Below are 22,632 nucleotides of genomic sequence, written 5' to 3'. Positions count from 1 at the left end.
GCTGTGGCTGAACCGTCGCGTTGGCCGGCCGGTCTACTGTTTTCATACTCGGATAAGGAACCTGCCCATGATTGCCAGAGCGCTGGCCTGCGTGATGTTGTCTGCCTGTCTAAGCCAGGCGGCACAGGCGCGCGACTACCGCTACAGTGATGCCCACCTGCACTACGTGGACTTCTTCCAGGAAAGTGAAGGCATGCCGGCGCTGATCAAGGCCATGGATGCCGCAGGGGTTGAGCAGTCGATGATTTCAGGTATACCGGTGGCCAAGAAATGGCACGAAGACGAACCCAAGCGCCCGCGCTACTACGCCGGTGATGACGCTGATGCCTACTGGTACAGCGCCACCGATACTTACGTGGCGGCGGCGCTGCAGCAATTGCCAAGTGAGCAGCGCAAGCGCTTCCACCCATTCCTCAGCGGTTTCAACCCGGTGGACAAGAATGCGGTCAGCCATATCGAGCGCATGCTCGATTTGTACCCGGGCCTTTGGCAGGGCATCGGCGAGGTGTTTACTCGTCACGATGATCTGACAGCGCTGACCAGTGGGGACACGCCGCGCGCCAACAACGAGGCCATGACGCGCATCTATCATCTGGCGGCCGAGCGCGATCTACCGGTGCTCCTGCATTCCAACATCACCTCCAAGCGCGAGCGCAACCCGCTGTACCTGGCGGAGATCGAAGAGCCGCTGCGCAATCACCCGCATACGCGATTCATCTGGGCGCATGCCGGCAGCAGCATGGAGATACACCGCCACCAGACGCAGATGGACTTTCTACTGCCGGTACTGACGCGATTGCTGGAGGACTACCCGAACCTGTATGTCGATCTGTCGTGGAGTGTGCTGCAGCCGTATTTGCTGGATAAGCACGGCGTGCCGCGCAAGGAATGGCTGGCGCTGGTCGAGAAGTACCCGGAGCGCTTCATGATGGGGTCGGATGTGGTGGGGCGGTTTGGCAGCCTGGGGGAACAGATGCACGGGTTCAAGCCGTTTCTGGATGCCTTGCCGGAGGCGGTGGCGCACAAGGTGGCCCGGGAGAACTTTCTGGCGGTGTTGCCCAAGGCGCGCCATTAGCCTGCAATGGCCATAAGCACTGTAAATGACCTGTGTAGGAGCGGGTTTACCCGCGAAGAGGCCAGCACAGGCAACCCAAACAAAAACGCCCCGAACCAGTCGGGGCGTTTTCATTTACAGCAGCAGCGTCTTACTTGCCTTCCCAGCGCTTGAGTACCAGGGTGGCGTTGGTGCCGCCGAAGCCGAAGCTGTTGCTCATGACCGTATCGATCTTGGCGTTTTCTTCGGTTTTACGCAGGACTGGCAAGTCGGCGACTTCCGGGTCCAGCTCGTCGATGTTGGCAGAGCCGGCGATGAAGTTGTTTTCCATCATCAGCAGGCAGTAGATCGCCTCGTGCACGCCGGCGGCGCCCAGCGAGTGACCCGACAGGCTCTTGGTAGAGCTGATCTTCGGTGCCTTGTCGCCGAACACGGCACGCACGCCCTTGATCTCGGCCACGTCACCGACCGGGGTCGAGGTACCGTGGGTGTTCAGGTAGTCGATCGGGGTGTCGACGGTGGACAGCGCCTGCTGCATGCAGCGGATGGCGCCTTCGCCGCTCGGAGCAACCATGTCGTAGCCGTCGGAAGTAGCACCGTAGCCAACGATTTCGGCGTAGATCTTGGCGCCACGTGCCAGGGCGTGTTCCAGTTCCTCGACCACGACCATGCCGCCACCGCCAGCGATGACGAAGCCATCACGGTCAGCGTCGTAGGCGCGCGAGGCCAGTTCCGGGGTTTCGTTGCGCTTGGTCGACAGGGCGCCCATGGCATCGAACAGGAACGACTGGCTCCAGTGCTCTTCTTCACCACCACCGGCGAAGACGATGTCCTGCTTGCCCCACTGGATCTGCTCCAGTGCGGTACCGATGCAGTGAGCCGAGGTGGCGCAGGCCGACGAGATCGAGTAGTTGATGCCCTTGATCTTGAACGGGGTGGCCAGGCATGCCGACACGGTGCTGCCCATGGTACGGGTTACACGGTATGGGCCGACGCGCTTGACGCCCTTCTCACGCAGGGTGTCCAGCGCTTCCATCTGGTTCAGGGTCGAGGCGCCGCCGGAGCCAGCCACCAGGCCGGTGCGCGGGTTGGAAACCTGCTCTTCGGTCAGGCCGGAGTCCTTGATCGCGTCCTGCATGGCCAGGTAGGCGTAGGCAGCCGCGTGGCCGACGAAGCGGTAAACCTTGCGGTCGATCAGTTCTTCGAGGTTGAGGTCGATGGACCCGGAAACCTGGCTACGCAGCCCCATTTCCTTGTATTCCGGGTTGAAACGGATACCCGGACGGCTGTTGCGCAGGTTTTCGGTGACGGTAGCTTTGTCATTGCCCAGGCACGATACGATGCCCAGACCAGTGATAACGACGCGGCGCATGCGAATAACCCTTAGAAATTGTCAGTGGAGGTGAACACGCCGACCCGCAGGCCTTCGGCAGTGTAGATCTCGCGGCCGTCGACGCTGACCGAGCCATCGGCGATGGCCATGTTCAGCTTGCCCTTCAGGACGCGCTTGATGTGAATGTTGTACGTGACTTTCTTGGCTTCAGGCAGTACCTGGCCAAAGAATTTCACCTCGCCCGAACCCAGGGCGCGGCCACGGCCCGGCAGGCCCTGCCAGCCGAGGAAGAAGCCAACCAGCTGCCACATGGCGTCGAGGCCCAGGCAGCCCGGCATTACCGGATCGCCTTCGAAATGGCAGGCGAAGAACCACAGGTCCGGGTTGATATCCAGCTCGGCGACCAACTCACCTTTGCCGTACTTGCCGCCTTCTTCGCTGATATGGGTGATGCGATCGACCATCAGCATGTTCGGCGCGGGCAGTTGCGCATTACCTGGGCCGAACAGCTCACCGCGACTGCAGCGCAGCAGGTCTTCCCGAGTAAAGGCGTGTTGTTTGGTCATGCGAGCTCCTCAATAACCCCCTGCGGCAGGGGATGAATCTTCCCGGCCGGCCCGAAAACCAAGCGCTTCGAGGCGGCAGCCTACAGGTAGACTATTGCGTTGTGGTGAAAGTCACAGCGCACCTGGTGAAAGAAGTACAGGTGTGCACTGAAACGTCTATTTTCAGGTCCGATGAAGGTCCTGTCCAGTGTTTAAGACTGCCGCACTTTAGCATTTATCGCCAGTCGCGGTTGTCTGACCGGGTAACCAGCGCTGCAGCACCTGCTGCAACTCGGTGCGGCGCAAGGGTTTGCTGAGGTAATCGTCCATACCGGCGGCCATGCAACGTTCACGGTCCCCCTGCAAGGCGTTGGCAGTCAGGGCGATGATCGGTAGCCCAGCGCCGTTGGGCAACTGGCGGATGCGTCGGGTGGCTTCATAGCCGTCCAGGTGCGGCAGGCGGCAATCCATCAGCACGGCAGCAAAGCGCTGGCGGCCGACCAGTTCGACGGCTTCGAGGCCATCTTCTGCCGTGCATACTGCCAGCCCCAGGCTGCGCAGCATGGCTTCTACGACACTTCGGTTGACCGGATTGTCCTCCACCAGCAGTACCTGATCATTGTCCGGCACCGTCGTTTGTGCAGTCGTTGGCGGCGTCAGCGGGATGGGGGCAGGGTTGGCGAGGGCCAGCGGCATCTCCAGGGTAAATGTCGAACCCTGGCCCTCACGGCTTTCACCGCGTAGCTTGCCGCCCATGCGCTCGGCCAAGGTACGAGCGATCGAAAGCCCCAGCCCGGTGCCGCCGTAACGACGGGAAATCGAGCTGTCGGCCTGCTGGAAGGCGACGAACATCATTTCCAGGCGGTCGCTGTCGATGCCGATGCCGGTGTCACGCACGCTGCAGGTCAGCCAGATCAGCTGTCGGTCGAGCACCTGCCAGCGTGCGTCGACTTGTACTTGGCCACGTTCGGTGAACTTCAGGGCGTTGCCCACCAGGTTCAGCAGGATCTGGCGGATGCGTGTGGGGTCGCCGTTCACCTGCAACTTCTCGATACCGGCCGGCAGTTGCAGGTGCAGGCCCAGGCCGCGTTGCTGGGCGCTGTGCTGGAACGACTGGACACTGCTGGTAATCAGCTCGCCGAGGTTGAAGTCGATGTGCTCCAGTTGCAACGCGGCGCGTTCGATGCGCGAAAAATCGAGGATGTCGTTGATGACCTTAAGCAAATGCCCGGTGGACTCGCTGGCCACTGCCGTGTAATCGGCCTGTTCACTGCTCAGCGGTGTAGTTTCCAACAGTTGCAGCATGCCCAGCACGCCATTCATCGGGGTGCGCAACTCATGGCTCATCATCGCCAGGAAATCCGATTTGGCGCGGTTGGCCTGTTCGGCCTCCTCGCGGGCCTGGATGAGTTCGGCAATGGCCTGCTTCTGTTCATCACTGGCCTGCTCCAGGGCGCTGGCCAGGTTGTTGATGTGACGGGCCAGGTGGCCCAGCTCGCTGTCGTCGACTACCGGCAGGGGGGTGTTGTACTCGCCTTGCTGAATAGCCTTGACCGCATGCCCCATGTCACTGATCGGCTTGGCCAGGCTCAGGGCCAGGCGGCGAGCCAGCAAAAAGGTGAACAGCAGGGCGAACAGCGCCAGGATCCCGGCCTTGATCACGATTTCCTGCTGGCGCTGGCTGAAGGCGTCATCGGACATGCCGACGATCACCCGGCCCAGGTAGTCGTCACCGATGGCCGGGGTGGTGGTTTTGCCCTGTTGCAGGAAGTCGTTGTCCAGGCGGATTTGTTGCAGGCGAATCGGCGCCTGGAACACTTCGACCTGTTGCGCGCGGTTGGCGCTTTCGTCGGACTGCTCGACGTACACCAAGATGTGGTTGCGGCTGTCCTGCACTTCCAGAAAGCGCACGTGCGGGATGCTGAGGGTGGCGCGCATCAGCCCTTCGAGCACTTCGTTGTTGCCCGAAATCACCCCGTACTCCGACGCCGGTGCCAACTGGTTGGCGATCAGTTGCCCGGTGTGGTTGAGTTCCTGGCGCAGGTCCTGGATGCGCACGAAGGTAAAGAAGCTGATCAAGATCAAGGTCAGTAGCAGGGCGGGGCCGAGGCTGATGATCTGCGTGCGGGTATGAATGTCCCAGCTCAAGCGTTTGCTCATGGGGTGGGTTCTCCCTCGGCCAGGGCCTTGACGGCGGCGTTCTGATCGATCGGTTCAAGACCCAGGGCACGGGCCACCTGCTGGTTGCCACTGACCCCGTAGCGCACTGGGTACAGGCTGCGCGGCCAGCGCGTCGGCGGCTGGTCGAGCAACTGGTCGAGCACCCACAGCCAGTCGTCCTGGTCGCTGTAGGTGCTGGCCAGGGCGCCAGCGCGAACGAAGCCGGCGTTCGGGCCGATCAGCGCCATCTGCCGGCCATAACTGCTCAACAGCAGGTTCTTTGCTGTCTTGGAGTTGTACAAGTCAGGGTCGTCCAGGCCCAGTAGCACATCGCTGTTACCCAGTAGGTGCTGCAGGGGGCGGTTGTCACGCGGGTCGGACCAGTCCTGGGCAACGATTTCCAGGCCTAGCGGCCGTGCGGCATGGCGCAGTTCGTTCAGCAGGAAACTGCTGTGCTCGCCGTACAGCACGCCAATGCGCCTGGCCTGCGGCAACAAGTAGCGTACCAGGCGCAGTTGCCTTCCCAACGGTGCGTCGCTCCACAAGAGTGTGAGGAACGCGGGGCGCGACTTTCCCAGGCGCTGTTCAGCCTGTACCCGGCTGACCCGCATGACCAGTGCCGGCGGGCCGGCGGTTTCCCCCAGGCGCCATTCCAGTGCTGCGCTGTCGAGCAGGATCAGGCGTTGGTCGGCTTTGAGCTTGCCTGGGCGTGGCAGGTTGGCGGTGGTGCGAAACTGCACATGATCGTGCGGTCGGCGGCTTTCCAGTGCGGCGATGAAGTTGCGTATACCGGGCTGGTCCTCGGCCCCCACCAGCATGATTTCGCTGGCGGACAAAGGCCCCAACGGCCACAGGCACAGCAGCAACAGGCGCAGCAGCAGGGCCATCAGAACTCCAGCTCCGCGCTCACGCTCAGGCGGTGACGGCTGTCGTAGCGGTTCTGCAGGGCCGAGGTGGGTTCATCGTCCAGGCGCTGCTGCCACAGCGCTGCCAGCTCCAGGTTGCTGCCATACACCCGAAAACGCTTGGCCAGGCGCAGGTCCAGACGCTCGTAGCGATACTGGTTGAGGGCATCGTCGCCGTAATAGAACAGTGCGCTCGACCAGCCGGCCCCCCATTCGCGCATCCACCCTGCCGAGCCGCTGTTGCGGGCGCTGAGGCGGCGGTCGTCGGGGTTGCTGGCCCAGGCATCGACGTAGGCATAGGTCAGGCGCAGGCGGTCGCGCAGGGTAGGGCGCCAGTCCATTTGCGCCTCGCTGCCGCTGAAACGGGCCTTGTTGGCGTTGCTGGCGATGTACTGATTGTTCCTCAGAGGCTCGCTGATCATGCCGGTGATCTCGTCGTAGAACAGCTTCACATCCAGGCTCAGGTCGATGTCGCTGAAGTAGCCGTTGTAGCCTAGCTCGCGCGAGCGCATGCGCTCCTGTTCAAGGTCACCAGGGCCACGGGTCTTGACGAAGTACTCACCGTTTTGCAGCCCGAATGCATTGGGGGTCAGGTTCTTGACCGTGTAACTCCAGTTGACGTTGTTCTCGAACATGTCGGGCGAGCGCACCGCTTCGGAGTACACCGCACGCAGGCCGTGGCGCGGGGTGATCAGGTAGTTGACCGCGACGCGCGGGGTCAGCGAACTGCCAGACAGGCGTGAGTCTTCGAACATGGCCCCACCTTGCAGTATCCAGTGCTCGTCGGCCCGCCATTCCAGCTGGCCGAACAGGCGCCAGGTCTGGTCGTCGAGGCTGCCGTTGAAGTAGGTCTGCGAGTCGGCGAGGTCATAGCGGTAGTTCATGCCACTGAGCAGGCGCAGGCTGTCGGTCAGGCTCAGGGTGTCCTGGATTTCCAGGTCATAGCGGGTTTCACGGGTGCTCTGGTCGACATCGCCGCAGACCTGCTCCCTTCCACCCATCTCCCATTGTTGCTGCACTTTCTGCAGAAGCCCTTTCAGGGCCGGGTCGTCAGTGGAAAGGGGGGCGCCAGTCGCAATACCTCGCGCCACTCTTTCGGCGAAATCGGGGTTCATCTGCCAGAGCTGGGTCAGTTCGGGGCTGAACGACTGCAAGGCATCACAGGCACGCCACACTTGCTGGCGATCAAAATGCTGGGCTGAGCCCTGGATATAAAGGCTGTGCTCAGCGCTGAAGTCTTTGGTCCAGCGCAACGAGCCCGCATAGTCCTTGGCGTTGACGTCGGCATTGTTCCCGGACTCGTACTTCTGGAACACCGGCTGGTAGGTGTAGGGCCGTTGATTGCTGCCTTCCTTGGCCGCCAGTTGCCACTCCAGGGTCTGGTCGACCGCCAGGTTGTGGTTGGCGCTGAGGTTGAAGCGGGTAAGGCGGCGGCTGTCGCGGTAGTCCTGGCCGAACTGGTTCTCATCGAAGCCATCGTCCTGTTGGCCCGACAGCGACAGGCGCATGTCGCCACCGTCCCAACCGAAGCCGTGGCTGGCATAGAAGTCGTTGATGCCGTCCTGGCCGCGCGTCACTTTCAGCCGTGTGCCATGGCTGTCGGCGGGCTTGCGGGTGAGGATGTTGACCACCGCCATCAGCGCGTTGGCGCCATAGCTGACGGTGTTCGGGCCGCGGAACACCTCGATGCGCTCGATATCCTCCATGGCCAAGGGGATGTCGCTCCAGTCCACCGTGGCCAGGCCTGCGCGGTACACCGAGCGACCATCGATCAGTACCTGCATGCGCCGTGCATCGTTGACGTTGCTGCCGTGGTAGTTGACCGTGGGTTGATTACCGGCACCGTAGCCGATCATCATGCCGGGTACCAGGCGCAGCAGTTCGGGGATATCACGGGCACCGCTGGCGCGAATCAGTTCGCTGTCGAGTACGGTCATGCTGCCCGGTACAGCGGCGGGGGATTGTTTCAGGCGTGTGGCGGTCAGAATCTGCGGCAGATCGGTGTTGTCGATGAACAAGTCGTCGGCCACGGCCTGACCGCCGAGCAGGGCGGTCAATAACAGCAGGCGCGGGTACGGGGGCGTGCCAGGAAACACGGGGCGGCCTTTGTTTCAGGATTGAAACAGGCATGGTAACTGACCTTGGCGTATTTTCCAGTGATCTGCAGCGGTTTTGCAGCGTGTCTGTCTTGACGCTTTCATGGGGCGGACATCGAGCGCCGCGCGGGCGGTGCATCGCGAGCAAGCTTGCTTCTTCATTTGTTGCAACGTGTGGCCATGACCGTGTCATCTGCGTTGCTAGCCTTGGCGCATGGCAGGCGAGCCGTATAATAGCGGGGTCGCCACTTAACTTTTGGCTTTAATGGATTGGATATGACTGAACAGCAACCTGTTGCGGTGCTGGGCGGCGGCAGCTTCGGCACCGCCGTGGCGAACCTGCTGGCGGAAAACGGTGTGCCGGTGCGCCAATGGATGCGCGACCCGGCGCAGGCCGAGGCCATGCGCGTGAATCGCGAGAATCCGCGCTATCTCAAGGGTATCCGCTTGCACGATGGGGTTGAGCCGGTCAACGACCTGCTGGCCACCCTGCAGGCCAGCGAGCTGATCTTCGTTGCCTTGCCATCGAGTGCCTTGCGCAGTGTGCTGGCACCCCATGCCGAGCTGCTGCGCGGCAAAGGCCTGGTCAGCCTGACCAAGGGCATCGAAGCGCAAAGCTTCAAGCTGATGAGCCAGATCCTCGAGGAAATCGCCCCCGAGGCGCGCATCGGCGTTTTGTCGGGGCCGAACCTGGCGCGCGAAATCGCCGAACATGCACTGACTGCCACAGTGGTGGCCAGTGAGCACGAAGAACTGTGCCAGCAGGTACAGGCCGTGCTGCACGGGCGCACCTTCCGCGTCTACGCCAGTGCCGACCGTTTCGGCGTCGAACTGGGTGGGGCACTGAAGAACGTCTACGCGATCATCGCCGGCATGGCTGTGGCCTTGGGAATGGGCGAGAACACCAAGAGCATGCTGATTACTCGGGCCTTGGCCGAGATGACCCGCTTCGCCGTCAGCCAGGGCGCCAACCCCATGACCTTCCTCGGCCTGGCCGGTGTCGGTGACCTGATCGTCACCTGCTCCTCGCCCAAGAGCCGCAACTATCAGGTTGGCTACGCACTGGGTCAGGGCCAAAGCCTGGAAGAGGCGGTCAACCGCCTGGGCGAAGTGGCCGAGGGTGTCAACACGCTCAAGGTGCTCAAGACCAAGGCCCAGCAAGTGCAGGTGTACATGCCGCTGGTCGCTGGCCTGCATGCCATCCTGTTCGAAGGCCGCACGCTGAACCAGGTGATCGAGCACCTGATGCGCGCCGAGCCCAAGACCGATGTCGATTTCATTTCCATCAGCGGTTTCAACTGAGCCCTTGGCGGCTCTGACACGAGCAAGGAGCAACACATGAACGATACGCCCGAACGCGCCCAGCGCGAGTCGATCATCCTGCGGGTGCTGTGGATGCTGGTGTTCCTGGTGGTCTGGCAACTGGCCGAGGTGCTGCTGGGTGGCCTGGTGCTTGTACAGTTGATCTACCGACTGGTGTATGGGGCGCCCAGCGCCAGTCTCATGAACTTCGGTGACAGCCTGAGCCAGTACCTGGCACAGATCGGCCGTTTCGGCAGTTTCCACAGCGACCAGAAGCCATGGCCGTTCGCTGACTGGCCGGCCCCGCGTGCGCCGGAAGGTGAAGCCGCGCACGCCGTTGCGCCGGCCGCGCATCCAGTGCGTGACGAGGAACCCAAGCTGTGAAGCTGTGGGTGCTGCGCCACGGTGAAGCCGAGCCGCGGGCCAATAAAGACGCCGAGCGCCGGTTGACTGCCCATGGTCGCGAGCAGGTGTTGCACAGTGCTGCTCGCCTGATCGGGCAGCCATTGCAGGCGATTTTCGCCAGCCCTTACGTGCGCGCCCAGCAGACCGCCGCGTTGGTGCATGACACCCTGGGCTTCGCCGAACCGGTGCGCACAGTGCCCTGGCTGACGCCCGAGGGTGATGTGCAGCAGGTCATCGGCGAAATCGAGCGCCTGGGGTTTGAGCAGGTGTTGCTGGTCAGCCACCAGCCGTTGGTCGGTAACCTGGTCGGGGCGCTGGAGCACGGCCACAGGCAACAGCCGGCAGCCATGAGTACTGCCAGCCTGGCGGAACTGGAAGGTGAGTGGCCGCTGGCCGGGTTGATGACCCTTCGGGCCATCCACTCACCCGCTTGAACGTGCGATGGCTTGTGCAGGCCACTGTTTCGCTCGGACTTGAATGCTGGCGTGGGTAATGATCGATAAGGCAACTGGCATTTTTGTCAGTTGTCGCGCTTCACCAGCGCTTGCTAGCGTTGCCCCACGGCAAATATCAGGGAATGGCGAATGAGGGGCGAAATGCTGGAACTGTTGCGTTGCTTGGACCTGCAACCCACCCTGGAACAGGTTGACCAAGGTACTTCGCTGGATTTCGCCCAATACAGCCTGCTGCGCGAATCGGCCGATGCCAAGCTGTACCACCTGATGCGCAAGGTGAACGACAACCCCAGGCTGGAGCCCGCAGCGAGGCAACAATGCGAGCAGGACCTGCGTACATTGCAGGACGCCTGCCTGCGGGTCTCGCACCTGCTGCAAACCAGTTGTCTGGCCTTGCGCCGCCTGCAACTGGACTGCCAGGACCAGCGTCTGGCCCGCGAGGCGCTGGAGAGCCAAGTGGCCTACATGCAGGCTTGCCTACGGCGGTCGTTGAGCAGTTTCGACCGTTCGGCATGACCTGATCCCCCTCGCCGATGACCTTTATGGACATTGCCGAACCGCTGCGCGATGCCGACAATGGGCCATCATTCCGCTCCGGACCAGGCGCCATGTCGCAGCAGATCTTCTTCGCTCATGCCAACGGTTTCCCATCGGCCACCTACGGCAAGCTGTTTGCAGCGCTGGCGCCGGACTATCAGGTGCAGCACCTGGCCCAGCATGCCCATGACCCGCGCTTTCCCGTGGACGAAAACTGGCAAAGCCTGGTCGATGAATTGTTGCATCACCTGGCGCAGCAGGACCAGCCAGTCTGGGGCGTTGGTCATTCGCTGGGTGGCGTGTTGCACCTGCACGCAGCATTGCGCTGCCCCGAGTACTACCGGGGGCTGGTAATGCTCGACTCTCCGGTGCTCACCCGCGCTGATCAATGGCTGCTGCGCACTGCCAAGCGCTTTGGTTTCATCGACCGCATCACACCGGCCGGGCGCACCCTGGGGCGTCGCGAAACCTTCAACGACCGCGACAGCGCCCGGGACTATTTCGCGGGCAAATCACTGTTCCGTCATTTCGATCCCGATTGCCTCGACGCTTATGTAGAACACGGCCTGCAGGCGGTGGAGCAGGGGCTACAGTTGCGCTTCGACCCTGCCACTGAAATCAGCATCTACCGCAGCATCCCGCATACCAGCCCCGCCCCTGCGCGCCAGTTGCAGGTACCGCTGGCCATGGTGCGCGGCAACCGCAGCAACGTCATTCGTCGCCACCACACCTTGGCTGTGCGCGGCATGCCCAAAGGTGAATACCACAGCGTACCGGGTGGGCACATGTTCCCGCTTGAGCGTCCGGCCGACACTGCCAGCCTGATCAAGGGCCTGTTCGACCGCTGGAGCCAGGCATGAGCGCGCACGTAGAGGAAATTCGCCTGAGCCTGGGCCATATCGAGCTGGCTGCACACCTGTTCGGCCCCGAAGACGGGCTGCCGGTGATTGCCCTGCATGGCTGGCTGGACAACGCCAACAGCTTTGCCCGCCTGGCACCGCAACTGAAAGGGCTACGCATCGTCGCCCTGGACCTGGCCGGCCATGGTTACTCGGAGCACCGCCCGCTCGGTGCCGGTTATGCCCTGGCCGACTATGCCCATGACGTGCTGCGCGTGGCTGAGCAACTGGGTTGGCAGCGTTTCGCCCTGCTGGGGCATTCGCTGGGCGCGATCATTTCGGTGCAACTGGCCGGGGCATTGCCCGATCGGGTCAGTCACCTGGCGTTGATCGACGGCGTCATCCCGCCGACCGGCGCCGAACAGGATGCCGGCGAGCGCTTAGGGATGGCACTGCAAGCCCAGTTGCGGCTGGATGGCAAACGCAAGTCGGTGTATGCGACATTGGAAGCCGGTGTGCAAGCCCGGATGAAAGGCATGGTCGCGGTCAGCCGCGAGGCGGCCGAGCTGCTGGCCCAGCGTGGCCTTATGCCGGTGCCCGGTGGCTACAGCTGGCGCAGCGACAGCCGCTTGACCCTGCCCTCACCGGTGCGCCTGAGCGAGGCCCAGGCCATGGCCTATGTGCGGCGGGTGAGTTGCCCGGCGCTGTTGGTGGTGGCTGCCGACGGCATGCTGGCGCGCCACACCGGGTTGCTGGAGCAGCTACCCTTTGAACAGGTGACGCTGCCCGGCGGCCATCACCTGCACCTGAATGATGCGCAGGGCGCGGTCCTTGTTGCAGACTGTATCAATCGCTTCTTTGGCTTTGCTTGACTTGCACCGGACAAGTGTCGAGGCTTGGCGGGTTGAACAGGGAGACAACCATGCAACTGCCAGACATCCTGGAGCTTCAATTCGGCGCTGAGCGCCGCCTGGTTCGCCAATGAGCGCGCCTGTTTCCATTCGCACTGCCCTGGCGGCCTGCCTGGTGCTCGCCAGCCCCGTGTTGTGGGCCGGTAGCCTGCCGGTACCGCAGGACGCCAAGGTGGTTGATCAACGCCCGGCCGTCGAGCAGGAGCGGGTCTACCCGATGGGCCCGTTGCGCAAGATCAGTGGCCGCCTGCGGGTCGATGACAAGGTCGAGAGCCGTGGTCAGGTCAGCTCGGTGACCTACGAATTGCCCGTCGAACGTACTGCCCGTGAGGCCTTCACCAATGCTCGCGAAGCACTTGTACGTGACGGTGGCTACCCGTTGTTCTGGTGCCAGGGGCGTGATTGCGGTGAGGCCAGCCTGTGGGCCAATGATGTATTCGGCAATGCCCGCCTCAACGGTGGCGATGAGCAGCAGGCGTTCATTTTGCTACGCCGCTCGGCAGAAGAGGCCGACACCCTGGTCGCGCTGTACAGCGTTACCCGTGGCAACCGCCGCGCCTACCTGCATGTGGAAGAGTTCATCGCAGGCAGCCCGCTGGGCGAGCTGCTGCCAACCGCGGCCACGGTGCTGCGCGAAATGCTCGACACCGGCAAGCTCGACTACCCTGACCTTGCCGCGCCGCAAGACACCTGGGTAAACCTGCTGGCCCGCAGCCTGAACCTCGACAGCAGCTTGCGCGTCAGCCTCAGTGGCGCCCAGGCTGAGGCCTGGCGCGAGGCGCTGGTCAAGGCCGGGGTGCGCAGCCGCCGCCTTGAAGTCGGCAGTGCGCCTGCAAACGGCCTGCACCTTGAACTGATCCGTTGAACGAGCACCATCATGATTAACAATGATCGCCTGCTGGTCCAGATTCTGCTGGTGGCGTTGCTCGGTGCCGGCCTGTGGGTGATGGCTCCGTTCATATCGGCATTGCTGTGGGGGGCCATCCTGGCCTTTGCCAGCTGGCCGCTGATGCGCTTCCTCACGCGCCTGCTGGGTGGGCGCGAGACGCTGGCAGCCGGCCTGCTGACCACGGCCTGGATCCTGATCGTGGCACTGCCGCTGGTGTGGCTGGGGTTCAACCTGGCCGATCACATTCGTGATGCCACGGCGTTTGTGCGTGACGTGCAGGTCGACGGCCTGCCCGATGCGCCGGCCTGGCTGGGTGGCATTCCCTTCGTTGGCGAGCGTCTGGTCAATAGTTGGCAATCGCTGGACCAGCAAGGCGCAGCCTTGCTTGCCTCGATCAAGCCTTACTTAGGGCAAGTGGGCAACTGGTTGCTGGCGCGCAGCGCGCAGATTGGCAGCGGCGTGCTGGAACTGACCCTGAGCCTGGTGTTCGTGTTCTTCTTCTACCGCGACGGGCCGCGTTTGGCGGCATTCGTGCTGCGCTTGCTGCACCGGCTGGTGGGCGAACGTGCCGAATATTACCTGGAACTGGTAGCCGCTACCGTTCAGCGGGTGGTCAACGGGGTGATCGGCACGGCGGCCGCGCAGGCCCTGCTGGCGCTGATCGGCTTCCTGATCGCGGGGGTGCCTGGGGCGATCGTGCTGGGGGTGGTGACCTTCATGCTCAGCCTGATCCCCATGGGGCCGCCACTGGCATGGATCCCGGCCACCGCTTGGTTGGTGTGGAAGGGCGAATACGGCATGGCGGTGTTCCTGGGAGTCTGGGGCACGTTCGTCATCAGCGGCGTGGACAACGTGCTCAAACCGTACCTGATCAGCCGTGGCGGCAACCTGCCGCTGGTGATCGTGCTGCTGGGCGTGTTCGGTGGCTTGCTTGCCTTTGGCTTCATTGGCCTGTTCATCGGGCCGACCTTGCTGGCGGTCGGCTACAGCCTGCTGCTGGACTGGAGCCGTAACGCGGCGCAGCAGCCGCCACAACAGTAAGCCTGTAACGGCCCTTTCGCGGGCACGCCCGCTCCCACAGATACTGCACAGCCTTCAAGGCCTGTGTGGTACCTGTGGGAGCGGGCGTGCCCGCGAAAGGGCCGTTACAGGCAGACCACAACGCTGATTTTTACGCATTCTTTATACCCACCCCCACACCCCGCTCTCGCCCCTTTACGCCCCTCCCTCGGACAATTTCCCTAAAGCGGCCCAAGCCGTAACACGGGGAGAACCACACATGAACATGCTCGACGGGCTGTCACTGCTGCTGGCAGTGGCATTGGCGTTTTATCTGCTGGTGGCGCTGCTGCGCGCCGATCGCAGCTAGGGAGCGGCCATGCACAGTTACGATTTCGCCTTGCTCCTGGCATTCTTTGCCATCGTGCTGCTACCGGCACCCTGGCTCGGGCGGTTCTACTTCAAGGTCATGGAGGGCCAGCGTACCTGGCTGACGCCTGTGCTGGGGCCGGTCGAGCAGGGCTGTTACCGGCTGGCGGGTGTGAACGCCAGCCAGGAGCAGAACTGGCGGCAATACGCCTTGGCCCTGCTGGCGTTCAACCTGGTCGGCTTCCTGCTGCTGTTCAGCGTGCTGCTGTTGCAGGGCCACCTGCCACTCAACCCACAGCACCTGCCTGGCCAGGAATGGTCTCTGGCGTTCAACACCGCCGTCAGTTTCGTTACCAATACCAACTGGCAGGCCTATAGCGGTGAGGCGTCGGTCAGCTACCTGAGCCAGATGCTTGGCCTGACCGTGCAGAACTTTGTCAGCCCTGCCACCGGCCTGGCCGTGCTGGTTGCCCTGTGCCGCGGTATCGCCCGGCGCAGTGCGACGACGCTGGGCAACTTTTGGGTCGACATGACCCGTGCCACCCTCTATGGCCTGTTGCCGCTGTGCGTGCTACTGGCGCTGCTGCTGGTCTGGCAGGGCGTACCGCAGACCTTTGCCGATTACGCCCACGCGCTGACCTTGCAGGGTGGCGACCAGACCATTCCGTTGGGGCCGGCCGCCAGCCAGATCGCCATCAAGCAACTGGGTACCAATGGCGGCGGCTTCTTCGGCGTCAACTCGTCGCACCCGTTCGAGAACCCTACGGCCTGGAGCAACCTGTTCGAGGTGGCGTCGATCATCCTCATTCCAGTGGCTTTGGTGTTCACCTTCGGTCACTACGTGAAGGACCTGCGCCAGAGCCGCGCCATCCTCGCCTGCATGCTTGCCCTGTTCCTGATCGGTGGCAGCACGGCGTTGTGGTCCGAGCACCAGCCGAACCCAGCGCTGGAAAGCACGCAGGTGCAGCAGACCGCCCCACTGGAGGGCAAGGAAAGCCGCTTCGGCACCACCGGTTCGGTGCTGTGGGCGGTCACCACTACCGCCGCCTCCAACGGTTCGGTCAACGCCATGCACGACAGCCTGAACCCGCTGACCGGTATGGTGGCGATGGTCAACATGATGGTCGGCGAGGTGATCTTCGGCGGTGTTGGCGCCGGGCTGTACGGCATGTTGCTGTTCGTGCTGATCGCGGTGTTCCTGGCCGGACTGATGATTGGGCGCACGCCGGAATACCTGGGCAAGAAACTGCAGGCCCGTGAGGTGCAACTGCTGGTGGCAACCCTGCTGGTGATGCCGGTTGGTGTGCTGGTACTTGGCGCCATCGCCGCCAGCTTGCCAGGCCCGGCCGGGGCGGTCACCAACCCGGGGGCGCATGGATTCAGCCAGTTGCTGTATGCCTATACCTCGGGTTCGGCCAACAACGGCTCGGCCTTTGCCGGCTTTGGCGCCAACACCGTGTATCACAACCTGATGATCGGCCTGGCCATGCTCATCGGCCGCTTCGGCTACATCCTGCCGATACTGGCGTTGGCCGGCAGCCTGGCGGCGAAGAAAAGCGCGCCGCTGGGGCAGAACAGCTTCCCCACCCACGGCCCGCTGTTCACCGGCTTGCTGCTGGTGACCATCCTGCTGGTCGGAGGCCTGACCTTCCTGCCGTCGCTGGCCCTTGGGCCAATCGCCGAACACCTTAGCCTGGGTTTTTGAGGACCGATCATGAACATGCCCATTCCTGAAGTGAATAGCCGGCACAGTGCCAAGGACCAGACCCGCTTCGCCGCGCTGTGGCGCCCGGCGCTGGTGCAGGCGTTCGTCAAGCTCGACCCGCGTCAGCTCAAACGTTCACCGGTAATGCTGGTGGTGGCCCTGACCGCAGTACTGACCACCGTGCTGTGCTTTGCGCCCGGCGGCGGCGTGAGCACCGGTGTTGCGGTGCAGATTGCCCTGTGGCTGTGGTTCACCGTGTTGTTCGCCAACTTCGCCGAGGCGTTGGCCGAAGGCCGTGGCAAGGCCCGCGCCGACAGCCTCAAGGCCGGCAGCCAGGGCCTGACCGCCCAGCGTCGTCTGCGTGATGGCAGCTACGAGACGGTGGCTGCCAGCGCGCTGCGCAAGGACGACGTGGTACGCGTGGTGGCCGGCGAGATTATCCCCGGCGACGGCGAGGTGCTTGAAGGCATTGCGGCCGTCAACGAGGCCGCCGTTACCGGTGAGTCCGCGCCGGTAATACGCGAATCAGGCGGCGACCGCTCGGCGGTGACCGGCAATACGCGGCTGGTCTCCGACTGGCTGCTTATCCGCATCACCAGCAATCCGGGCGAGTCGACCCTGGACCGCATGATCGCCCTGGTCGAAGGTGCCAAACGGCAGAAGACCCCGAACGAAATCGCCCTCGACATCCTGCTGATCGGCCTGACCCTGATTTTCCTGATCGTGGTGGTGACCTTGCAGCCGTTCGCCCACTTCGTGGGTGGCAGCCTGCCGCTGATCTTCCTGGCCGCGCTGCTGGTTACGCTGATCCCTACCACCATCGGCGGTCTGCTGTCGGCCATCGGCATCGCCGGCATGGACAGGCTGGTACGGCTGAATGTCATTGCCCGCTCCGGCCGCGCGGTCGAGGCGGCCGGGGACGTGCATACGTTGATGCTCGACAAGACCGGCACCATCACCTTCGGCAACCGCCGCTGCAGCGCACTGCATGCGGCACCGGGCATTACCGCCAAGGAACTGGGGGAGGGCGCCTTGCTGGCCTCGCTGGCCGACGACACCGCCGAAGGCAAGTCGATTGTCGAATACCTGCGCCAGTTGCACGACTTCGTCGACCCGCCTGCCGGGCAGTTCGAAGCGGTGGCCTTTAGTGCCGAGACACGCCTGTCGGGCATCGACTTCCAGCAGCACCGCTACCGCAAGGGCGCCGTCGATGCGGTGCTGGCATTCGTCGGTATGCAACGCCTGGAAATGCCGGCCGCGCTGGCCCGCGAAGTCGAACGCATTGCGCAGAGTGGCGGCACACCGTTGCTGGTGTGCGTCGACAAGCGCTTGCTTGGTGTGATTCACCTCAAGGACGTGGTCAAGCCCGGCATCCGCGAGCGCTTCGCCGAGCTGCGCAAGCTGGGCATCCGCACGGTGATGGTGACCGGCGACAACCCGCTGACTGCAGCTGCCATCGCCGCCGAAGCGGGGGTAGATGACGTGCTGGCCGAAGCCACGCCCGAGAAGAAGCTGGCGCGTATTCGCCAGGAGCAGAATGACGGGCGCCTGGTTGCCATGTGTGGCGACGGTGCCAACGACGCCCCGGCACTGGCCCAGGCTGACGTAGGCATGGCCATGAACGATGGCACTCAGGCTGCGCGGGAGGCAGCCAACATGGTCGACCTGGACAGCGACCCTACCAAGCTGCTGGACGTAGTACAGGTCGGCAAGGAGCTGCTGGTCACCCGCGGTGCGCTGACAACATTCTCCATTGCCAACGACGTGGCCAAATACTTCGCCATCCTGCCGGCGCTGTTCGCTGCCATCTACCCGCAACTGGGCGTGCTCAACCTGATGCAACTGGCCAGCCCGCAGAGCGCGATCCTGTCGGCCATTGTGTTCAACGCGCTGATCATCATCGTGCTGATCCCGCTGGCGCTGCGTGGCGTGCGCGTGCAGGCGGTGAGTGCGGCGCACCTGTTGCGGCGCAACCTGCTGATCTACGGGCTGGGTGGCATTGTGGTGCCGTTTGCCGGGATCAAGCTGATCGACCTGCTGCTCAATGCCCTGAACCTGGTCTGAGGAGGCCGCCATGACTGCTTATCTACGCCCGGCATTGAGCCTGGCTTTGTTGATGACCCTGGTGACCGGCGCCCTGTATCCGCTGGCGGTGACCGGTATTGCCCAGGTTGCTTTCCCGAACCAGGCCAACGGTAGCCTGGTACGCGATGCGCAAGGGCAGGTGCGGGGTTCGGCATTGATCGCCCAGGACTTCCAGGGCGATGGCTGGTTCCACTCGCGGCCCTCGGCAGGTGCCTACGCGACCGTGGCCAGCGGCGCCAGCAACCTGTCGCCGAGCAACCCGGCGCTGGCTGAGCGGGTAAGGAGCGATGCGGCCGCGTTGTATCAGGCACAGCAGGGGCCAGTGCCGCAGGCGCTGCTGACTACCTCGGGCAGCGGCCTGGATCCGCACTTGCCACCGGAGGCATTGGCCTATCAGATCCCGCGGGTGGCGGCGGCACGGCAACTGCCGGTCGAGCGCTTGCAAGCCTTGCTGGAACAGGCCACCCTCCACCCATTGATCGGCCCGCCGGTGGTCAACGTGCTGGCGTTGAACCAAGCCTTGGAAAAGCTTGCCATTGTCAGGTAATCGAAGCGCTGGCAGGAAGCCTGTAGGAGCGGGTTCACCCGCGAATGCGGTGGTGGTGCCACTGACGTATTCGCGGGTAAACCCGCTCCTACAGTCAAGGGGCTTTCCCTGAACTGGCCGACTGCTGGAAAAAGCAAAGGATGAAGCATGAGTGATTCCGCCCGCGCCGATGCGCTGCTGGCCAACCTTCCGCGAAATGGCCGGGGCCGGTTGAAGGTGTTCCTTGGCGCCGCCCCTGGCGTCGGCAAGACCTTCGCCATGCTCCAGGCCGCACACGCCCAGCAACGCCAGGGCGTGCAGGTGTTGGCCGGGGTGGTCGAAACCCATGGCCGCGCCGAAACCGAAGCGTTGCTCGGAGGGCTGCATCAGCAGCCCTTGTTGCGTAGCCAGTACCGTGGCGTCACCCTCGAGGAAATGGACCTTGACGGCCTGCTGCGTGCCGCGCCGGCCTTGGCCCTGGTGGACGAACTGGCCCACACGAACGCCCCCGGCAGCCGCCACGCCAAGCGCTGGCAGGACGTACAGGAACTCTTGGCCGCAGGCATCGACGTGTACACCACGGTCAACGTCCAGCACCTGGAAAGCCTCAACGACAAGGTCCGCGACATTACCGGCGTGCAAGTGCGCGAGACCCTGCCGGACTGGGTGCTGCAGGAAGCGTTCGAGCTGGTGCTGATCGACTTGCCTCCGCGAGAGCTGCTCGAACGCCTGCGCGAAGGCAAGGTGTACGTGCCCGAGCAGGCTCGGGCGGCCATCGATGCGTATTTTTCGCAAACCAACCTCACCGCCCTGCGCGAGCTGGCCATGCAGACCGCCGCTGCTCAGGTCGATGCCGACCTGGCCCACGGCTATCGTCAGCGTGGCCAGGAGGCACCGGCCTTGCGTGGCCGGTTGCTGGTGGGCATCGAGGGTGACGACCAGGCCGAACGCCTGGTGCGCCATGCCTGTCGCGTGGCCCAGCGCCGCCACCTGCCCTGGAGCTTGGTGCACGTGGACAACGGCCGCCTGCGTGACGAAACCGCACGGCAGCGTTTGCAAGCCGCGCAGCAGTTGGCCGAGCGTCTGGGCGGGGAGGTGGTGCAGCTGCGTGCTGGCGAAGTGGCCCGCACGCTGATCCAGCATGCTGCCGAGCGGCGGGCCAGCCTGGTGCTGGTCGGGCAGTCTCGCAATCGCCTGCGTCGGCGTTTGTTCGGCGCTGGTGTGGCGGCGCGGCTACTGCGCGAAAGCCATGGCCTGGAGATCAATGTGCTGGACCGCGAGGTGCAGCCGCCAGCGCCGCGTTCAGCGGTGCGGCGGGTGTGGGTGTGGCGTCATTACCTGCTGGCGCTGCTGGCCACCGTGATGGCTGCGGGGCTGGCCTGGGCGGTGTCCAGTGTGCTCGCGTTGCCCAATATCTCGCTGGTGTTCCTGGCGGCGGTGTTGCTGGTGGCGGTGCGCAGTAGCCTGGGACCTGCGCTGGCTTGCGCCGCACTGTCATTCCTGGTCTATGACTTTCTGTTCATACCGCCCAACTTCTCGTTCACCATCCAGCGCGAAGAAGACGTGCTGACCCTGGTGTTCTTTCTGTTGATGGCTGCGCTCACCGGCAACCTGGCCGCGCGCCAGCGTCGCCAGTTGCAGGCGCTGCGCGAGACCCAGGCGCAGACCAGCCAGTTGCTCGACCTGTCTCGCCGGTTGACGGTCGCCACCGACCGCCAAGCCATATTCAAGGCTGCCGGCCAGCACCTGGACGGCTGGCAGGACACCCAGGTGTGCTTGCTGGAGCGCAACGCCGAAGGCCAGTTGCAAGTGGCCAGTGGGGAAGTCCACACCTTCAGCGACACCGAACGGGCTGCTGCCGATTGGGCCTGGCAGCACGGGCAGGCTGCCGGCCACGGCAGCGATACCCTGCCAAATGGCCGCTGGTGGTGGTGGCCGTTGGCGGTGGACGATCAGCCTCTGGCGCTGCTGGGTGTGCGCCCGCGCACCGGACAGCCGCTCAGCGACCCGCGCCGGCGCCTGCTCACCGCCCTAGGCCAGCCACTGGCCCAGGCCTTGGCCCGCGCACGCCTGGCCGAACAGCTGGAAGCCGCACGCCTGCACGGCGAAACCGAGCAACTGCGCAGCGCCCTGCTGGCTTCCGTATCCCATGACTTGCGCACGCCGTTGACCGCCATGCGTGGCAGCATCGACAGCCTGCTGGCGTTGGGCGACGCGATCTCGGTTGAAGACCGCCGCGAGCTGCTGGAGGGCACCCGCAACGAGGCCGAACGCCTCGATCGCTACATCCAGAACCTGCTGGACATGACCCGCCTGGGCCATGGCGGCCTCAAGCTGGCCCGCGACTGGGTGGCCCCGGCGGACATCGTCGGCAGTGCGCTCAACCGCCTGCGGGTGGTGCTGGCGCCGCTGCGCGTGCACACTGACGTGCCGGCCGAGTTGCCATTGCTGTTCGTGCATGCGGCGTTGATCGAGCAAGCGTTGGTCAACGTGCTGGAAAACGCCGCACGCTTTTCGCCGGCCAATGGTCGGCTTGAGCTGCAGGTGGCCGTGCATGACGACCAGCTGCGCTTGACCGTCAGCGACCAGGGCCCCGGCATTCCTGAAGCCGACCGTGAGAAAATCTTCGACATGTTCTATACCGCCGCCCGTGGCGACCGCGGCGGGCAGGGTACCGGCCTGGGCCTGGCAATTTGCCAGGGCATGATCGGTGCCCATGGCGGGCAGATTCTGGTGGGCGAAGGCATCGATGGCCAAGGCACCAGCATCACTCTATGCTTGCCGCTGCCTCCTCAACCTGAAGCCGAAAGCGAAGCCCCATGAGCCAGTCCGCCACCCTGTTGGTCATCGATGATGAACCGCAGATCCGCAAGTTCCTGCGTATCAGTCTGGCCTCGCAAGGCTACAAGGTGCTGGAGGCTGCCACCGGTGCCGAGGGGTTGGCCCAGGCGGCACTGGGCAAGCCGGACCTGGTGGTGCTCGACCTGGGGCTGCCGGACATGGACGGCCAGCAGGTGCTGCGTGAATTGCGCGAATGGAGTGCAGTGCCGGTGATGGTGTTGTCGGTGCGTGCCAGTGAAGTGCAGAAGGTCGATGCGCTGGATGGTGGCGCCAATGACTATGTGACCAAGCCGTTCGGTATCCAGGAGTTTCTCGCGCGCGTGCGGGCTTTGCTGCGCCAGGTGCCACAAGCCGGCGGCTCGGAAGTGGCGGCCAGCTTTGGGCCGCTGACGGTGGATTTTGCCTACCGCCGGGTGACGCTCGACGGTGTGGAGGTGGCATTGACACGCAAGGAGTATGCGTTGCTGGCGCTGTTGGCCGGGCACCCTGGGCGGGTGATTACCCAGCAGCAGCTGCTCAAGGATATCTGGGGGCCTACCCATGCGGAGGATACCCACTACCTGCGGATCGTGGTCGGGCATCTGCGACAGAAACTGGGCGATGACCCCACGGCGCCGCGGTTCATCATTACCGAGGCGGGGGTTGGGTACAGGTTGGTAGCGCCGACAGCATAACC

20 protein-coding genes are annotated in these 22,632 nt (G+C 63.9%); 15 read left to right on the top strand and 5 right to left on the bottom strand.

Annotation, left to right across the window (positions count from 1 at the left end):
* Positions 1 to 67: 67 nt before the first annotated feature.
* Positions 68 to 1,075 carry an amidohydrolase family protein gene (locus tag J3A98_RS15490; protein ID WP_209967202.1) on the top strand — a complete coding sequence of 336 codons (1,008 nt, stop codon included), beginning with the start codon at positions 68 to 70 and terminating at the stop codon, positions 1,073 to 1,075.
* Between the two features lie 130 nt (positions 1,076 to 1,205).
* On the opposite strand, the gene fabB is transcribed toward J3A98_RS15490, so the two are convergent.
* From fabB to J3A98_RS15465, 5 genes are all read right to left on the bottom strand, one after another.
* Complete coding sequence (fabB, locus tag J3A98_RS15485) at positions 1,206 to 2,426, bottom strand: beta-ketoacyl-ACP synthase I (protein WP_176682179.1); 1,221 nt, start codon at positions 2,424 to 2,426, stop codon at positions 1,206 to 1,208.
* 11 nt (positions 2,427 to 2,437) lie between these two features.
* Positions 2,438 to 2,953: a 3-hydroxyacyl-[acyl-carrier-protein] dehydratase FabA gene (fabA, locus tag J3A98_RS15480; RefSeq protein WP_003251509.1), complete on the bottom strand. Its 516-nt coding sequence runs from the start codon at positions 2,951 to 2,953 to the stop codon at positions 2,438 to 2,440.
* 207 nt (positions 2,954 to 3,160) lie between these two features.
* Positions 3,161 to 5,092, bottom strand: a complete 1,932-nt coding sequence (locus J3A98_RS15475) for an ATP-binding protein (RefSeq protein ID WP_209967199.1) — start codon at positions 5,090 to 5,092, stop codon at positions 3,161 to 3,163.
* Positions 5,089 to 5,979, bottom strand: a complete 891-nt coding sequence (locus J3A98_RS15470; RefSeq protein WP_209967197.1) for an ABC transporter substrate-binding protein — start codon at positions 5,977 to 5,979, stop codon at positions 5,089 to 5,091. The genes J3A98_RS15475 and J3A98_RS15470 overlap by 4 nt, the downstream gene beginning before the upstream one ends.
* Positions 5,979 to 8,093 (bottom strand): TonB-dependent receptor, encoded by a 2,115-nt coding sequence (locus tag J3A98_RS15465; RefSeq protein ID WP_209967194.1) that lies wholly within the window; start codon positions 8,091 to 8,093, stop codon positions 5,979 to 5,981. The genes J3A98_RS15470 and J3A98_RS15465 overlap by 1 nt, the downstream gene beginning before the upstream one ends.
* Before the next feature lie 276 nt (positions 8,094 to 8,369).
* Here J3A98_RS15465 and J3A98_RS15460 point away from each other — a divergent pair, with 276 nt between their 5' ends.
* The 14 genes from J3A98_RS15460 (at position 8,370) to J3A98_RS15395 (ending at position 22,630) form a co-directional block, all read left to right on the top strand.
* Positions 8,370 to 9,395 (top strand): NAD(P)H-dependent glycerol-3-phosphate dehydrogenase, encoded by a 1,026-nt coding sequence (locus J3A98_RS15460; protein WP_176682183.1) that lies wholly within the window; start codon positions 8,370 to 8,372, stop codon positions 9,393 to 9,395.
* A 36-nt stretch (positions 9,396 to 9,431) separates the two neighbouring features.
* Positions 9,432 to 9,779: a DUF4389 domain-containing protein gene (locus tag J3A98_RS15455; RefSeq protein WP_176682184.1), complete on the top strand. Its 348-nt coding sequence runs from the start codon at positions 9,432 to 9,434 to the stop codon at positions 9,777 to 9,779.
* Positions 9,776 to 10,234 carry a phosphohistidine phosphatase SixA gene (gene sixA / locus J3A98_RS15450; protein ID WP_176682185.1) on the top strand — a complete coding sequence of 153 codons (459 nt, stop codon included), beginning with the start codon at positions 9,776 to 9,778 and terminating at the stop codon, positions 10,232 to 10,234. The genes J3A98_RS15455 and sixA overlap by 4 nt, the downstream gene beginning before the upstream one ends.
* Before the next feature lie 162 nt (positions 10,235 to 10,396).
* Positions 10,397 to 10,771 (top strand): hypothetical protein, encoded by a 375-nt coding sequence (locus J3A98_RS15445; RefSeq protein WP_176682186.1) that lies wholly within the window; start codon positions 10,397 to 10,399, stop codon positions 10,769 to 10,771.
* A 92-nt stretch (positions 10,772 to 10,863) separates the two neighbouring features.
* A complete protein-coding gene (locus J3A98_RS15440; protein ID WP_209969870.1) occupies positions 10,864 to 11,652 on the top strand; it encodes an alpha/beta hydrolase in 789 nt (262 codons plus the stop codon).
* Positions 11,649 to 12,503 carry an alpha/beta hydrolase gene (locus tag J3A98_RS15435; protein WP_176682187.1) on the top strand — a complete coding sequence of 285 codons (855 nt, stop codon included), beginning with the start codon at positions 11,649 to 11,651 and terminating at the stop codon, positions 12,501 to 12,503. Before J3A98_RS15440 ends, J3A98_RS15435 begins: the two co-directional genes overlap by 4 nt.
* 109 nt (positions 12,504 to 12,612) lie before the next feature.
* Positions 12,613 to 13,407, top strand: a complete 795-nt coding sequence (locus J3A98_RS15430) for a DUF4892 domain-containing protein (protein ID WP_209967192.1) — start codon at positions 12,613 to 12,615, stop codon at positions 13,405 to 13,407.
* Positions 13,408 to 13,419: 12 nt separating this feature from the next.
* Complete coding sequence (locus J3A98_RS15425) at positions 13,420 to 14,472, top strand: AI-2E family transporter (RefSeq protein WP_209967190.1); 1,053 nt, start codon at positions 13,420 to 13,422, stop codon at positions 14,470 to 14,472.
* A 238-nt stretch (positions 14,473 to 14,710) separates the two neighbouring features.
* Positions 14,711 to 14,800 (top strand): K(+)-transporting ATPase subunit F, encoded by a 90-nt coding sequence (gene kdpF / locus J3A98_RS15420; RefSeq protein WP_003251485.1) that lies wholly within the window; start codon positions 14,711 to 14,713, stop codon positions 14,798 to 14,800.
* Between the two features lie 9 nt (positions 14,801 to 14,809).
* A complete protein-coding gene (gene kdpA / locus J3A98_RS15415) occupies positions 14,810 to 16,504 on the top strand; it encodes a potassium-transporting ATPase subunit KdpA (RefSeq protein WP_209967188.1) in 1,695 nt (564 codons plus the stop codon).
* 9 nt (positions 16,505 to 16,513) lie between these two features.
* On the top strand, positions 16,514 to 18,568 hold the full coding sequence (gene kdpB / locus J3A98_RS15410) for a potassium-transporting ATPase subunit KdpB (protein ID WP_209967186.1): 2,055 nt from the start codon (positions 16,514 to 16,516) through the stop codon (positions 18,566 to 18,568).
* 10 nt (positions 18,569 to 18,578) lie between these two features.
* Positions 18,579 to 19,136, top strand: a complete 558-nt coding sequence (gene kdpC / locus J3A98_RS15405) for a potassium-transporting ATPase subunit KdpC (RefSeq protein WP_209967183.1) — start codon at positions 18,579 to 18,581, stop codon at positions 19,134 to 19,136.
* Positions 19,137 to 19,283: 147 nt separating this feature from the next.
* Positions 19,284 to 21,938, top strand: a complete 2,655-nt coding sequence (locus J3A98_RS15400) for a sensor histidine kinase KdpD (RefSeq protein ID WP_209967181.1) — start codon at positions 19,284 to 19,286, stop codon at positions 21,936 to 21,938.
* Entirely contained in the window at positions 21,935 to 22,630 is a 696-nt protein-coding gene (locus J3A98_RS15395; protein WP_176682194.1) for a response regulator, read from the top strand. Before J3A98_RS15400 ends, J3A98_RS15395 begins: the two co-directional genes overlap by 4 nt.
* Positions 22,631 to 22,632: the final 2 nt, after the last annotated feature.

This window comes from Pseudomonas sp. BP6, from assembly GCF_017875935.1.
Classification (GTDB): Bacteria; Pseudomonadota; Gammaproteobacteria; order Pseudomonadales; family Pseudomonadaceae; genus Aquipseudomonas; species Aquipseudomonas putida_Y.
This window is presented reverse-complemented; position numbering and strand designations above follow the sequence as displayed.

Excerpts from the sequence above, each read along its gene's own strand:
- kdpA (WP_209967188.1), top strand. The coding sequence starts at position 14,810 with ATGCACAGTTACGATTTCGCCTTGCTCCTGGCATTCTTTGCCATCGTG.
- J3A98_RS15425 (WP_209967190.1), top strand. The coding sequence starts at position 13,420 with ATGATTAACAATGATCGCCTGCTGGTCCAGATTCTGCTGGTGGCGTTG.
- J3A98_RS15395 (WP_176682194.1), top strand. The coding sequence starts at position 21,935 with ATGAGCCAGTCCGCCACCCTGTTGGTCATCGATGATGAACCGCAGATC.
- J3A98_RS15400 (WP_209967181.1), top strand. The coding sequence starts at position 19,284 with ATGAGTGATTCCGCCCGCGCCGATGCGCTGCTGGCCAACCTTCCGCGA.
- J3A98_RS15470 (WP_209967197.1), bottom strand. The coding sequence starts at position 5,979 with ATGGCCCTGCTGCTGCGCCTGTTGCTGCTGTGCCTGTGGCCGTTGGGG.
- J3A98_RS15455 (WP_176682184.1), top strand. The coding sequence starts at position 9,432 with ATGAACGATACGCCCGAACGCGCCCAGCGCGAGTCGATCATCCTGCGG.
- kdpF (WP_003251485.1), top strand. The coding sequence starts at position 14,711 with ATGAACATGCTCGACGGGCTGTCACTGCTGCTGGCAGTGGCATTGGCG.
- J3A98_RS15435 (WP_176682187.1), top strand. The coding sequence starts at position 11,649 with ATGAGCGCGCACGTAGAGGAAATTCGCCTGAGCCTGGGCCATATCGAG.
- kdpB (WP_209967186.1), top strand. The coding sequence starts at position 16,514 with ATGAACATGCCCATTCCTGAAGTGAATAGCCGGCACAGTGCCAAGGAC.
- fabB (WP_176682179.1), bottom strand. The coding sequence starts at position 2,426 with ATGCGCCGCGTCGTTATCACTGGTCTGGGCATCGTATCGTGCCTGGGC.
- J3A98_RS15440 (WP_209969870.1), top strand. The coding sequence starts at position 10,864 with ATGTCGCAGCAGATCTTCTTCGCTCATGCCAACGGTTTCCCATCGGCC.
- J3A98_RS15460 (WP_176682183.1), top strand. The coding sequence starts at position 8,370 with ATGACTGAACAGCAACCTGTTGCGGTGCTGGGCGGCGGCAGCTTCGGC.
- kdpC (WP_209967183.1), top strand. The coding sequence starts at position 18,579 with ATGACTGCTTATCTACGCCCGGCATTGAGCCTGGCTTTGTTGATGACC.
- J3A98_RS15475 (WP_209967199.1), bottom strand. The coding sequence starts at position 5,092 with ATGAGCAAACGCTTGAGCTGGGACATTCATACCCGCACGCAGATCATC.
- fabA (WP_003251509.1), bottom strand. The coding sequence starts at position 2,953 with ATGACCAAACAACACGCCTTTACTCGGGAAGACCTGCTGCGCTGCAGT.
- J3A98_RS15430 (WP_209967192.1), top strand. The coding sequence starts at position 12,613 with ATGAGCGCGCCTGTTTCCATTCGCACTGCCCTGGCGGCCTGCCTGGTG.
- J3A98_RS15490 (WP_209967202.1), top strand. The coding sequence starts at position 68 with ATGATTGCCAGAGCGCTGGCCTGCGTGATGTTGTCTGCCTGTCTAAGC.
- J3A98_RS15445 (WP_176682186.1), top strand. The coding sequence starts at position 10,397 with ATGCTGGAACTGTTGCGTTGCTTGGACCTGCAACCCACCCTGGAACAG.